General features: G+C 44.4%; 9 protein-coding genes. 8 read left to right on the forward strand and 1 reads right to left on the reverse strand.

Features of this window, described 5'->3' with window-relative positions:
* Positions 1–507 precede the first annotated feature (507 nt).
* On the reverse strand, positions 508–3981 hold the full coding sequence (locus tag IEY18_RS10090; protein ID WP_188920379.1) for a hybrid sensor histidine kinase/response regulator: 3474 nt from the start codon (positions 3979–3981) through the stop codon (positions 508–510).
* A gap of 233 nt (positions 3982–4214) precedes the next feature.
* Here IEY18_RS10090 and IEY18_RS10095 point away from each other — a divergent pair, with 233 nt between their 5' ends.
* The 8 genes from IEY18_RS10095 to IEY18_RS10130 all read left to right on the forward strand — a co-directional run bounded on the left by IEY18_RS10095 (position 4215) and on the right by IEY18_RS10130 (position 13961).
* Positions 4215–5255, forward strand: coding sequence for a DcaP family trimeric outer membrane transporter (locus tag IEY18_RS10095; protein WP_188920381.1), 1041 nt, complete (start codon positions 4215–4217; stop codon positions 5253–5255).
* Between the two features lie 263 nt (positions 5256–5518).
* A complete protein-coding gene (locus tag IEY18_RS10100; protein ID WP_188920383.1) occupies positions 5519–6316 on the forward strand; it encodes an ABC transporter ATP-binding protein in 798 nt (265 codons plus the stop codon).
* Positions 6316–8280, forward strand: coding sequence for a long-chain fatty acid--CoA ligase (locus IEY18_RS10105; protein WP_188920385.1), 1965 nt, complete (start codon positions 6316–6318; stop codon positions 8278–8280). Before IEY18_RS10100 ends, IEY18_RS10105 begins: the two co-directional genes overlap by 1 nt.
* On the forward strand, positions 8277–9170 hold the full coding sequence (locus IEY18_RS10110) for a branched-chain amino acid ABC transporter permease (RefSeq protein ID WP_188920387.1): 894 nt from the start codon (positions 8277–8279) through the stop codon (positions 9168–9170). Before IEY18_RS10105 ends, IEY18_RS10110 begins: the two co-directional genes overlap by 4 nt.
* Positions 9171–9225: 55 nt before the next feature.
* Positions 9226–10299 (forward strand): branched-chain amino acid ABC transporter permease, encoded by a 1074-nt coding sequence (locus tag IEY18_RS10115; protein WP_188920389.1) that lies wholly within the window; start codon positions 9226–9228, stop codon positions 10297–10299.
* Between the two features lie 203 nt (positions 10300–10502).
* Positions 10503–11750, forward strand: a complete 1248-nt coding sequence (locus tag IEY18_RS10120; protein ID WP_188920390.1) for an ABC transporter substrate-binding protein — start codon at positions 10503–10505, stop codon at positions 11748–11750.
* A gap of 82 nt (positions 11751–11832) precedes the next feature.
* Positions 11833–12654 carry an ABC transporter ATP-binding protein gene (locus tag IEY18_RS10125; protein WP_188920392.1) on the forward strand — a complete coding sequence of 274 codons (822 nt, stop codon included), beginning with the start codon at positions 11833–11835 and terminating at the stop codon, positions 12652–12654.
* Between the two features lie 68 nt (positions 12655–12722).
* Positions 12723–13961, forward strand: coding sequence for a phenylacetate--CoA ligase family protein (locus IEY18_RS10130; protein ID WP_188920395.1), 1239 nt, complete (start codon positions 12723–12725; stop codon positions 13959–13961).
* Positions 13962–14057 lie beyond the last annotated feature (96 nt).

Below are 14057 nucleotides of genomic sequence, written 5' to 3' on the forward strand. Positions count from 1 at the left end.
AGATGATTATGGTGATTCGCTGGGATTAAATTTGGTGAATAGATCAAACTAAAAACAAGATCTCGTAGTCTGGCGTAATGACGCAGTAGATATGAGTGCATGTGTCGTGAACGCTGGGGTTGTATCTGTCCTTCGTGGCAAAAAATCAATGGCGCTTCATTTAGCTGCTCAGCGGTCAGTGAGTCGAAATATAATGATTGCATGGTGAACTGCCTGTAAACGATATTTATTATCATTTTGCAGGTTTCATACCACATTCTTAACATATTGAAATGTAGTTGCTATTTACATTTTGTCGATGAAGGGTGTCTTTATGACACTTGCTGTTCGTGTCATAAAGACTTGGTTGCTGGCGAGGGCGGTAAAAATGACAGTGTGGCACAGGTTAATCGTGGATACTTTGTTGCTGTAGAGGGAAGTCTTCATCCTTTATCGTTGCACTTCATCCGTAGTGAGCGTAATGCAATACAAATGAGTCATCGCTTACGACACACGATAAATAGGCTATTAATTATCGGGCTCATGGGTACTGGCGTAATTTCTTTGCAACCCTTTCACAAGCATCGCGCTCATCAATGCTCTTAGTGCAATAGGCTTGATGAGTTTACGGAGGTGACTATATCCTTCCGATTTCGCCCGATTAACCACATCTTGATCTGTCGTTGCGGTGACTAAAATTCCCGGTACAGGAACCGGAGAACGCTGTTGAATTTGTGCCATCAAGTCGAGACCATTTTCATCATGATCGAGTTGGTAATCCACAAGCATGATATCAATGTTACCCGACAAATCATCAAAAACTTCTAGTGCTTCATCTATGGAGCTTGCTGAGTAGACTTGGCATTTCCATCCTTGAAGTAGCTGCTCCATTCCATGTAAAACGTTTAGGTCATTGTCGACACATAAGACTTTGACCCCCTGTAAGGTCACGACGTCGGCGATCTTTTCTTCTGTAGATAAGTGCTTGGGGGACACGGCTTGCGCTTCGATACTGAAACGACAACCTCGACCTATGGCAGAAGCAAGCCTGAGTTCATGCCCAAGTAAAGAGGCGAGACCTTTTGCGATGTTTAGGCCAAGCCCAAGGCCATTAATCCCCATGGTTGCTGGATTATCAAGTCGCGTAAATTGCTCAAATACGGATTGATGTTTGTCTTCTGGGATCCCTGGACCATTGTCTACAACTTGAATTGAGATCTGCTTTCCTCTGCGGCAACCAAGCAGCACTTTGCCACCACTGGCATAACGAAATGCATTACTGAGTAGATTCTGGAGGATTCGGCGTAATAGTTTTTTATCGCTATTGATCCATGCGGACGAATCGACCAGGTGAATTTCTACATTGTGATTAACCGCTAATGCTGAAAACTCTTGTGAGAGACTGTCAAATAACTCTTGGACCGGGAAGTGTTCTTTTTTCGGCACAATTGTGCCGCTTTCAATGCGCGACATTTCGTTGAGATCTAGCAGCAATTCATTGGCGACTTTGAGCGAATTATCAATGTAATTGACTTGTTCTGCTTGCCGTGGTGTAAGTTGATTATCTTGTGCAATTGCGGATGAAAATAGCCTTGCTGCAGACAAAGGCTGTAATAAATCATGACTACAAGCTTTGAGGTATTGGCTCTTCTTTAAATGTGCTTCTTCTGCAAGCTGACTCGCTTTGGCAAGCTCGGCATTGGACTTGGCGAGTTGTTGATTGGCGTGCTCAAGCTTTTTGGTTCGCTCGTATACTCGAGATTCTAAGTCTAGGTTTTCTTCTTTGAGTAAACTTTCGGCTTCGCGATAGGTTGTAATGTCTGAAAACAACATGACGAATCCTCCACCGGGAATCGGGTTGCCTTCAATACGAATGATTTTGCCATCGGATTGCTGGCGCTCAGTGCTATGTCGACTTCCTTCGCGCAGATAGGCTAAGCGTTTTTCAACTTGGCTATGAATGTCACCGCCTGCTGGATGGCATTGGCTGAGGTTATGGTGAATTAATTCTTTTACCGGACAACCGATATACACCATGCCTTCAGGGTAATTGAATAAGCTCAGATAGCGTTCATTCCAGGCCACAAGATTTAGGTTGCTATCAATAACTGAGATCCCTTCGCTCGCATTTTCAATTGCGCTTTGTAGTACCGAGCGGCTGAATTCAAGACGGTGGCTACTGGCATCCTCCATGAGCTGGGCAACTTCGTCTAAAGCAATATCTCGACCTTGTAATGCACATGACATGACCAACCTTGCTGATGCAGAACCCATGACGCTCGCAAGTAGATTTTCAGTATATAAAACAAGAGATTGGTTGTTGGTTTGCTTGTTTCCTTTTTTTTCAGGATGTTGATTGAAAAAACTGTTAAATCCAAGTCGCGCTTTTTCTTCACCGATAAACCGCGACACGAGCAGTTCAAGCTCTTTGGGATCAATTTTCCCGGGTTGTACGGCGGGAATCGCATGGATATCGGGTCGTTCGAAAAAGTGTTCTATTTGCATTTGCTCCTTGAGGGTTTGGCGTCCAATAATCGAAATACTCCACAGCATGGTGATATTGATAATCAAACCGAGCAAGGTCGCAAGCGTGGTCATCGAGTATTCGGAGCCTGCAAATGGATGGGGGTAAAAGCCTAATTGGGGTAATAGGTTTAATAAAAACCAAACGCCGAAGCCAGATGTAATCCCTGAAATGACTCCGCTTAAACTCACCTTGCGCCAAAAGAAAGCCGCAAATAGGGCTGGACCAATTTGCGCGATAGCGCCAAATGCCACCTCGCCTAGTGAGGCTAAAGTGTCTGGCGGTGCAATTAGAAACATGCCAAAGCTAAGGAAAATGACTAACAATACCAGTAGCTTTCGCACGCGAAGCAGATGCGTGCGAAAGCGGAAAAAGTCGGTACTTTGAATATCACTGAATTTAAACAGCGTCGGAAAAACGACTTCATTGCTCAGCATGATACTGAGTGCAATGGTGGAAATAATAACCATGGAGCTGGCAGCAGATATCGCGCCCAAAAAACTAAATAGGCTTAACCATTGCTGTCCAAAATAGGCGGGTAAAAACAGCACATAGGCGTCTTGCTGCAAGGATTCGCCATAGAGAATATTGCCTGCTTGCCCTAACGGGGCTGCAAAAAATGCGAACACTAAAACATAAAGTGGGAAGGTCCAACGACTCCATTTGGAGTGTTTCGGGTCTTTGAGCTCAACCATGGTGACTTGAAATTGACGTGGCAAACATAGAAAAGCAGAGGCGACGATGAAAAGTAGTCCAATCATTGAGAACACATTGGGCCATTCAAACTGTGTAGAGCTTGGCAGTGTTGCCCGTGCTTGTTGCCAGATTTGAACTGGTGAGTCGAATACGATAAATGACACAAAGATGCCGACGGTAAGAAATGCAATCAGCTTTATCAATGATTCAAAAGCAATGGCGACCATCACACCTGGGTGCCGCTCGGTAATATCAATTGCTCGAACACCAAAAATGATGGTAAACCCGGCCAAAATCGTGCTTACGATTAACCCTAGTTGCCAAGATGATAGTCGCGGAGTCTGCCTTAATATTTCATAAGAATTGACGATCGCTTTTAATTGCAGCGCAATATACGGCAATGTGCCAATGAGGGCGACGATCGTCACGATGACGGCCAGCTTTTGAGATTTACCAAAGCGGGCAGCGAGTAGATCGGCAATGGAGGTAATATTCAGCCGAAGACAGACGCGGATGATCCTTTGAATGAACGGCCAAGCAAAAATAAAAAGCAGAATGGGGGCGATATAGACAGGTAAATAAGAGAAGGAGTTGTTCGCCGCCTGTCCCGCGGTTCCAAGAAATCCCCATGAGGTGCAGTAAACGCCGAGTGAAAGTGCATAGATGATCGTGTGCTGATAGGTGACTAATTTGTGGCGATACTTATCGCCCATGTAAGCAATTAGAAATAATAATCCAATGTAGCCAACGCTGACGATGACCAATAGCCAATTTGCAAACATAGACAACCTGTTATCATTTTTATGTTGTGATGTCTCTGTAACTCACAAGTCCTTATGAAACCTATTAATATCACAAATAACAGGGGCTTGCTGAAAACTCGCGTACGACTTAGGTCGTAAGACCTAAGGGTTTATACTTATGTATTAATACTTACTCACTAATACCTATTCACAATTGAGAGTTGAGCAACTTTTGTCCATCTTGAGTCTAGAAAAATAAAAGAGGATGAAAAATGCTTACTACAAACATTAAAAAAGTCGTACTCGCTAGCTCACTTCTCGCAATTGCAGGTTCTGCTTCTGCGGGGTATGAAATCAAAATTAATGACACGGACACCATTACTTTTGGTGGCTACATCAAAGTCGATGCACGTTATGTGGATGGTGATGTTGGGTATCGTGATTTCTGGATTGGTACTGGCGCAGCTTTAGAGGAAAGCGCTTCTCAGTTCCGTATCAATGCAAACGAAACTCGCTTCAATACCAAGTATGTTTCAGGTGACTTGATGGGCTTCATTGAAATGGACTTTTACGGCGGTGGCGGTAACCAAGTTATTTCTAACTCAAGTAACCCTCGTTTACGTCATGCATTCATCAAGTACAAAGGCTTAACTGCAGGTCAAACTTGGTCGACGTTTATGAACACCAGCGCACTCCCTGAAACTGCCGATTTTGCAGGTGCGACGGTGGGAATCGTCTTCAACCGTCAAGGTCAGCTACGTTATGACATGGGTAATTTCCAAGTTTCGATTGAGAACCCTGAATCATATGGTGGAGATGCGTCAAACGATGATTTACCTGATGTGGTTGCACGTTATAACTGGAAAGGCGACTGGGGTAGTGTTTCATTCTCTGCGTTAGGTCGTAGCCTGAATACGACAAGTGGTAAATCTGAAACAGCATTTGGCGGTTCGATTGCGGGTCGCATTAAAACGTTTGGTAAAGATGACTTTAGATTCCAGTATCACGCTGGTGAAGTTGGCCGCTATGTCTCAATTGCAGCAGCAACAGATTTAGTGGGTGATGAAGTTGAAGAGACGACGGCTTACCTCGCAGCTTATCGTCACTTCTGGACCGATACGCTTCGCTCTTCAATCGTATACGGTAACGTAACAACTGAGATTGGTGATGTTGACCGCACTCAGTGGAGTGTCAACTTATTCCAAAACCTAACGCCGAAACTAGCGATAGGCTTTGAAGTGGGTAACTTTGAAATGGCAGACCAAGATGTTGATTCTAACTACGGTCAGCTTTCGCTGAAATACGCGCTGTAAGCATTGAGTGCTTGTGGTGTAGGCAGTCATAGCTAGCTGTCTACACCAAATCAAGCAGCACATAAGTCAAGGGAAGGTAGTAGCATGACTTTATATTCAATTCCGATATCGTTCGCCAGAACATACAGATAGCTATCACGCTAGATCGTTTCCGCGCACCGAACATATAAATTTTATTTTTCAAATCGTTAACCAGCAATCCCAAGGAATGCCGGACGGGCAAGTTATGCCCAAAATTAGCCCTAAGTATCAGGAGTTAGAGTATGACAGACACAATACTCAAAGTAGACCAAATCTCATTAGCATTTGGTGGTGTAAAAGCCCTAACCGATGTGAGTTTTGATGTAAAAACGGGGTCGGTATTCTCAATTATCGGTCCGAACGGCGCGGGTAAAACTTCAATGCTGAATTGCATCTCAGGAAGATACCGCCCGAACAGTGGCAGCATTCATTTTGATGATCGTAATGTGACAAATCTACGTCCCAATGATCGGGCTGATCTTGGCATTGGTCGAACTTTCCAGAACTTGGCGCTATTTGGTCATATGTCTGTGCTGGACAACATTATGGTGGGTCGCCACCACCTGATGAAAAACAACTGGCTTACCGGCCCTTTGTACTGGGCATCTCCTGCACAAAAAGAAGAGTTACAGCACCGTCGTGAAGTTGAAGAAATTATTGATTTCTTGGATATCACCCATGTGCGAAAAGCAGTTGCGGGTACCTTGTCGTACGGCTTGCGTAAGCGTGTTGAGTTAGCTCGTGCAATGGCGCTTAAGCCGAAACTGATTCTGCTTGATGAGCCAATGGCGGGTATGAACCTAGAAGAGAAAGAGGACATGGCACGTTACATCCTTGACTTAAATGAAGAGTTTGGGATCACCGTGGTCATGATTGAACACGATATGGGTGTTGTGATGGATATATCCCATGAGGTGATGGTGCTCGACTTTGGTAAGAAATTGATATCAGGGTTACCAGAAGATGTGATGGCTGATGAGCATGTAAGGCAGGCTTATTTAGGTCTTGAAGAAAACGAGCAGTTACAAGAGGTTGTCTAATGACTACTGAAACAAATGCAACCGCGGAACGCTTTGAGATGGGAGAGTTAAATACTTTCCCCAAAATACTGCGTCATAATGCCGCGAACTGGCCACAAGATACCGCGATGCGTGAGAAAGAGTTTGGTATCTGGAATGAATTTACTTGGCAAGATTATAACAACCGCGTGAAATGGATGTCTTTAGCATTGGTGCACTTAGGCATTAAGCCGGGTGAGACGATTGCATTGCTCGGAGACAACCGTCCAGAGTGGATCTGGGGAGAAGTTGCAGCACATGCTATGCGTTGTTTCTCTATAGGTATCTATCAAGACTCGCTACACGAAGAGGTGGCTTTCTTACTCGAAAAAAGTGGCTCAAGTGTGGTGGTTGCCGAGGATGAAGAGCAGTGTGATAAATTGCTGGAATTGGGTGACACGATTCCTCATGTAAAGCACATTGTCTATTGCGACCCAAGGGGCATGCGTAAATATGATGACCCGCGTCTTATTGATATCGAAGAAATTTACAAGCTGGGTCAAAAGTTAGAAAAAGAGTCTCCTGGGGCATATGACCAGCTGGTGGATGCGACTGACCCAAGTCAAATAGCCATTTATTGCACGACTTCAGGGACAACTTCAAAGCCTAAGATTGCACTCCTAGAAGGTGGCAATTTTATCAAGCAGTGCAGTTCTTACTTACGTGCCGATCCTCGCCAGCCTGGCGACAATTATGTCTCAGTGCTGCCGCTGCCATGGATTATGGAGCAGGTCTATGCTGTGGGGCAGGCTTTGATTGCGCGTCAAATCGTAAACTTTGTTGAAGAACAAGAAACGATGATGTCGGATCTTCGTGAAATTGGCCCCAGTTTTGTGCTGTTAGCGCCTCGCGTATGGGAAGGCATTCTAGCTGATGTACAGGCGCGAATGATGGACTCATCTCCCCTAAAACAAAAGCTATTTGATTTTGCGATGAAACGCTCTCAGCAAGCACTAGAAGAGGGACGTAAATCAACCTTAGCTGACATCATATTGATGAAAGCACTCAGAGATCGCCTTGGTTTTTCATTTTTAAAGTCTGCGGCAACCGGTGGTGCTGCTATGGGACCAGATACGTTTAGATTTTTCCAAGCGATAGGGGTGCCATTGAGACAGTTATACGGACAGACGGAAATGTGTGGCGCGTATACCATTCACCATGAAGATGATGTCGACTATGACAGTGTTGGCGTCGCGTTTGATTCTGCAGAAGTTAAAGTCATCAACACTGACTCCCAAGGTGTCGGTGAGGTGGTCGCCAAAACCGTTGGTATGTTTTCTGGCTACTTGGGTAATCAAGAAGCGTATGACGAAGACGTCAAAGATGGCTGGATGCACACGGGGGATGCTGGTTATTTCAAAGAGTCGGGTCATCTGGTCGTAATTGACCGAATCAAAGACTTAGCAAATACCAGTACTGGTGTGCAGTACTCACCCCAATATATTGAAAACAAACTCAAGTTCTCTTCATTTATTGGTGAAGCGGTCATTTTGGGTAAAGAGCGTCCATACCTGTCAGCTATTTTGTGTATTCGTTTTTCCATTGTCGCGAAGTGGGCTGAGCAAAAGGGGTTAGCGTTCACCAATTATACCAATTTGTCGACGCTGCCTGAGGTCTACGAAAAGCTGACTCAAGAAGTCGAACATGTGAATGCTTCTCTACCTGACGCTCAGAAAATCAATAAATTCGTCTTGCTCTATAAAGAGCTCGATGCTGATGACGGCGAGCTTACACGTACCCGTAAAGTGCGTCGTGGTGTGATTGCCGACAAGTACGGCGAGATTATTGATTCAATATATGACGGCGCTGAAAACGTCGATATCGATACAGTGATTACCTTCCAAGATGGATCTAAATCTCGTATTCAAACTCAGCTCAAAGTTGCCACGCTCATCGAGCCGCAACCAAAGTCTTCCGCTGATTCAGAGCAAAGGAGAGCGTCATGAATTTCGAACTATTACTACAGCTGATCATCAATGGCCTGATTGTAGGCTTGCTTTATGGGGTGGTTGGGATGTGTTTTGTGTTGGTTTATAAATCAACACAAATCGTAAACTTTGCCCAGGGTGAGTTTCTTCTGGTTGGCGCCTGGGTCTGCTGGGCTCTCTTGATATATCTAGAGCTCCCATTTTTTGTCGGCTTCCTATTAAGCCTTGCATTTATGGCTGTGTTTGGGGTGATGCTGCAGATGATTGTACTGCGCCCAATGATTGGCGAGCCAATTATCTCAGTCATTATGGTGACCATTGGCCTCTCGATTTTCTTCCAATCGTTGGTGAAATGGATCTTTGGTGTCTCGCCACAAAGCTATCCACAAGTGTTTGATACTCAAAGTATTAGTATTTTTGGGTTGAACATTGAATTGGCTTACCTCATGAGTACCGTCATCGCGCTAATTATCATGATTGGCTTCTACTTTTTCTTTAAACACTCTAAGCATGGTTTGGCGATGCGAGCGACTGCTTTTGATCAGCAGGTTGCCCAAAGCCTCGGTATTTCCGTAAAGCAAGTCTTTGCGATGAGTTGGGGCATTGCCGCGACAGTCTCTGCAACGGCAGGTGTGGTGATTGGCATGGTAAACGGAGTTTCGAACTCGTTATCTGCGATTGGGATAAAGGTTTTCCCTGCGGTCATTCTTGGTGGTTTGGATTCGATAGTGGGTGCCATTGTGGGCGGAATTACTATTGGGATCTTAGAGAACGTTGCTGAGTTTTTTGATAGCCAATATCTACATATTGGCAACATGTATGACATCGCACCTTTCTATGTGCTGCTCATTATCTTGTGGTTTAAACCGTATGGATTCTTCGGAACTCGCGACATTGAACGCATTTAGGTTGAACACAAATATTTCATTAATTTTTAGCTAAATACATAAAAAGGAGTCTGGTATGTCTAGTTTGGCAATGCGCCCATGCGGCGATTTCCGTACCAGCTACAAGCAAGACAATACAATTTTCGAAACCAAAACGATTCGTTGGTTTACTGCACTTGTGATTGGTTTGGCATGTTTTGCCCCTTTCATTTTAGACGCATATTACCTCACGCTGTTTATTCAGATTTCATATTTGGGCATTGCAGCGTTAGGTCTCAATATTCTCGTTGGTTTTACCGGTCAAATCTCATTGGGGCATGGTGCTTTTTTTGGCTTTGGTGCGTTTGCATCTGCTTGGCTGAACACCTCGTTTAATATCCCGGTGTTTATCTGTATTCCAATGGCCGGATTTTTAACAATGGCTGTCGGTATGATGTTTGGTATGCCGGCTGCGCGTATTAAAGGTCTCTATTTGGCAATTGCGACACTCGCGGCGCAATTTATTATTGAAGATTTTTTCGGTCGCGCTGAATGGTTTTCTGGCGGCAGTGCTGGATCAATGGCGAACCCAGTAGAGCTGTTTGGTTTTGCTTTTGATACCGATGAAAGCTTTTACTACATCGCTTTATTTGCACTGGTCTTTATGTACATCTGGGGTTGTAACCTGATGCGCAGTCGCGACGGGCGAGCTTTTGTGGCTGTACGGGATCATTATCTTTCAGCCGAAATCATGGGCGTAAAACTGAATAAGTACCGCCTCCTTTCGTTTGGTATTTCCTCATTCTATGCCGGGATTGGTGGTGCAATGTACGCCCACTATCTGGGATATGTGTCAGCTGAAGGCTTCACTATTTTCATGTCAGTACAGTTCCTTGCCATGGTGATTATTGGTGGACTTGGTTCGATCAAGGGCACGCTTATGGGGGTGGTCTTTATGGTGCTTCTCCCTGAGGCTCTCGAAGGCGGTGTTGGCATCATGAAAGATACGAGCTGGGGCAACATCCCTATGGTGGTGGATGGCCTTGCTTATATTAAAGAAATGGCAATTGGTTTAGTCATTATCTTGTTCTTAATCTTTGAGCCAGAAGGGCTAGCGCATCGCTGGCAACAGATTAAGAACTACTGGAAATTCTATCCTTTTTCTTACTAAAAAGCGGTGGTTGCCTAAGACATTTCTGAAGGATGTTGAGTGGTTTGAAGTGACTTGGGTGTAATGGAAGAAACGGCACGAGCGACTTTGTGAGTGCCAACAATTATAAAACAACAGGTATGTTCTCTATTTTGCTATGCCTTCAGCTTTCTGATTGCTTGCTCAATAAAGGAATAAAACTTGATACATTGAAGGACTAAAACATGCACAAGAAACTAATGTTAACGACATCCATTGCTGTAATGGCTATGGGAGTAAATAGCCAAGCGGTTGCAAAAGACTCAGTTTTTGTCGGCCATTTAGCTGATATGTCAGGCCCAACTGCGTTTGTGGGTAAAGTGTACGCAGATGGAGTACGCGATTCGTTAGCTTATATCAACGCTAACGGTGGTATTGACGGGACAAGTCTAGAATTTGAAACCATTGATTATGCTTACAAGGTGCCACAGGCGATCGCTTCTTATAAGAAATGGAAGTCACGTAAGAAAATGGTTGCGATGCAAGGCTGGGGAACTGCGGATACGGAAGCGCTGATTTCTTTTGTGGCCAAGGATAAGGTTCCGGTCTATTCAGCTTCTTATTCGGGTCACTTAACCGATCCAACGGGTAAAAACCCGAATACGAAAAAGCCAGCACCATATAACTTCTTCTATGGCGCATCATATTCAGACTCTTGTCGCGGCCTAGTGCAATGGGCTGCTGATGACTGGAAGAAAAAAGGCAGTGCTGGTAAACCTAAGTTCACCCATATTGGCGCGAACCACCCCTATCCGAATGCCCCGAAAGCGGCTTGTGCTGAATATGCCGAGGAGCTTGGCTTTGACGTTCAGCCGCCCGTTGTTATCTCTATGAAACCAGGTGACTTTAAAGCCCAATGTTTGAGTCTGAAAAGCTCAGGCACTAACTATGGTTACATTGGCAACTTAGGTGGTTCAGTTCTTTCATTAGTGAAGTCTTGTAATACCGTCGGGACTGAAATTCAGTTTATGTCGAATATTTGGGGTGGTGATAAGAAGGTCTTTGAAGCTGCAGGTGAAGGGATCAAAGATTACATCTTCCCGACGATGAATCCATTTTGGAGTGATGATGTTCCAGGCATGAAGCTCGTCCGAGAAGTCTCAAAAATGTCTGATTCAGAGGGTAAAAAAGAACGTCTTCACCACTATATTCGCGGCGTTTGCTCTGCATTCTTTATGAAAGAAGCGATGCAGTGGGCCAAGAAGAATGGCGGAATTACTGGTGAAAACATTAAGAAAGGCATGTATGCCCGTCAAAACTGGGTTCCTGAAGGCTTAGATGGTGTTTGTCTTGCCGCAAACTGGACACCTGAAGATCACCGTGGTGTGAACCAAGTGAATATCTACAAAGGTAACTACAACGGCGGTGACGTTAAAGTTGAGCGCGTTAACCAAGTAACACTTGAGCGTCGTATTGACTGGTTAGGTTACTAATCCATTGTGAGGGCAGTGATCACTCAATAGCGTGATTACTGCCAGTTTTCAAAGTTAAATCCCAAGGATTGTCGGAGTATTTATGGCCGAAGCTGCAGCAAAATTAGAAGAATTGTCCCCTGTATTGTCAATTAACAATATTGAAGTTGTCTATGACGAAGTGATTCAAGTATTGAGGGGAGTCAGCATTGATGTTCCCCAAGGCCAAATTGTTACCTTGTTAGGTCCAAATGGTGCAGGTAAATCAACCACGCTTAAAGCAATTTCTGGCCTTCTTAAAACTGAAAACGGTGAAGTGACCAAAGGTGATATCAGCTTTATGGGTCAGCGTATTGACAGTAAAAGTGCTGAAGACGTTGTTCGTGATGGCATTTTCCAAGTTATGGAAGGTCGTCGAATTATTGAAGATATGACCGTGATTGAAAACCTCAAGCTCGGTGCCTATACGCGGAGTGATAATGAAATCAATCAAGATATTGAAATGGTATTTCAATATTTTCCACGTCTCAAAGAGCGAACAGGACTTGCTGGCTACCTTTCTGGTGGTGAACAGCAAATGCTTGCAATCGGTCGTGCAATGATGGCAAGACCCAAAATGATTTGTTTAGATGAGCCGTCCATGGGCCTTTCTCCTTTGCTCGTTAAAGAAGTATTTGGAATTATCGAAAAAATTAATAAAGAGCAGGGTATTACCATGCTTCTAGTTGAGCAGAACGCTAACTACGCTCTGAAAGCCGCAGATTATGGATACATCATGGAAGGCGGAAAAATTGTGCTCGATGGTACTAAAGAGCAGCTGCTTAATAATGAAGACGTGAAGGAGTTCTATTTGGGGGGAGGAAATGAAACCCGCAAGAGCTTTAAAAATTTGAAATCGTATAAGCGTCGTAAGCGTTGGTTGTAAGTGTTGTTTATAAACCTTAGAAGTGAATGATCTTGCAAGTGTTGTGGCTGAATTGGGAAGGATAGTCGATGAGTGATTTTTTTGATTTAAGAGAAAACCAAGATACCCACTGTCGAGAGCTAGATTTAATGGCTCGACTTGGTGGGCTGCTTAGTTATGCGAAACAAGAGTCAGCATATTATCGAGATCTACTGGCCCATTTTGACCCCACTCAAATCAGAAATCGTGAAGATTTAGCCTTACTACCGATTACTCGAAAATCTGATTTAATTGCGATGCAGAAAGCCATGCCGCCTTTTGCTGGCATTAATTCTGACTCAGGTAAAATTGAGCGTATATTCCAATCTCCTGGCCCAATTTATGATCCTGAAAATACGACCCAAGATTGGTGGCGCATGGGACGTGCGTTTCATGCTGCGGGTTTTCGTTCAGGTGATATGGTGCAGAACTGTTTGTCTTATCACCTCACACCTGGCGGCTTTATTATGGACTCTGGCGCAAGAGCTTGTGGGTGTATGGTTATTCCGGCTGGGCCAGGCCAAACAGAACAACAGCTTGATCTCCTAGAAGATTTAAAACCACAGGGCTACTGTGGTACGCCATCTTTTTTAAAAATTCTGCTGGATAAAGCAAAAGAGCAGCAGCGGGATGTGTCCTCGTTGACCAAAGCATTGGTGACGGGGGAGGCACTTTTTCCAGCGGTTCGTCAGCAATTTAAGGAAGCCGGAATTGCGACCTTGCAGGCCTATGCGACCGCAGATTTAGGTTTAATTGCTTATGAGACGATTGCGGACCAAGGCTTAGTTGTCGCAGAAGATATTATTGTTGAAATCGTTCGTCCTGGCAGTTTACAGCCTGTCGCCGTCGGTGAAATTGGTGAGGTCGTTGTCACAAGTTTGAATTTGGATTATCCGCTTATTCGTTTTGCTACCGGCGACTTATCTTCTGTTTTAACGGAAGCGAGTCCTTGTGGCAGAACCAATATGCGTATTCGAGGATGGCAAGGTCGTGCAGATCAAACCACTAAAATCAAAGGGATGTTTGTTCACCCAGAACAAGTAGAGAAGGTGCGCTTAGCGCACCCCGAAATGGCAAAAGTTCGCCTAGAGGTGGCCAGTAGTAACCATCAAGATGTGATGACGCTGAAATGTGAGTCATCGACGATATTGGAAGCGCCTCAGAAGCTTGCTGTGCAACAAACCCTAAAAGCGGTGACCAAGCTCAATGGTGATGTACAGTCTTTTGAAATTGGCGAGTTACCCAACGATGGGTTGGTTATTCAAGATTTACGTCAGTCTTCTTCTTAAAAGTAGTGTTCTTAGCAGTATTAAGGCTCTGATTTTATGAGCCTTAATACCGTATTCTAGCCGGTGTTGTTACGGTCTGCAGATTTGATTTTTTAC

Source organism: Shewanella gelidii, from assembly GCF_014647855.1.
GTDB lineage: Bacteria > Pseudomonadota > Gammaproteobacteria > Enterobacterales > Shewanellaceae > Shewanella > Shewanella gelidii.

Bases quoted from the DNA above. Each gene is read 5' to 3' on its own strand.
- IEY18_RS10090 (WP_188920379.1), bottom strand. From the start codon at position 3,981: ATGTTTGCAAATTGGCTATTGGTCATCGTCAGCGTTGGCTACATTGGA.
- IEY18_RS10095 (WP_188920381.1), top strand. From the start codon at position 4,215: ATGCTTACTACAAACATTAAAAAAGTCGTACTCGCTAGCTCACTTCTC.
- IEY18_RS10100 (WP_188920383.1), top strand. From the start codon at position 5,519: ATGACAGACACAATACTCAAAGTAGACCAAATCTCATTAGCATTTGGT.
- IEY18_RS10105 (WP_188920385.1), top strand. From the start codon at position 6,316: ATGACTACTGAAACAAATGCAACCGCGGAACGCTTTGAGATGGGAGAG.
- IEY18_RS10110 (WP_188920387.1), top strand. From the start codon at position 8,277: ATGAATTTCGAACTATTACTACAGCTGATCATCAATGGCCTGATTGTA.
- IEY18_RS10115 (WP_188920389.1), top strand. From the start codon at position 9,226: ATGTCTAGTTTGGCAATGCGCCCATGCGGCGATTTCCGTACCAGCTAC.
- IEY18_RS10120 (WP_188920390.1), top strand. From the start codon at position 10,503: ATGCACAAGAAACTAATGTTAACGACATCCATTGCTGTAATGGCTATG.
- IEY18_RS10125 (WP_188920392.1), top strand. From the start codon at position 11,833: ATGGCCGAAGCTGCAGCAAAATTAGAAGAATTGTCCCCTGTATTGTCA.
- IEY18_RS10130 (WP_188920395.1), top strand. From the start codon at position 12,723: ATGAGTGATTTTTTTGATTTAAGAGAAAACCAAGATACCCACTGTCGA.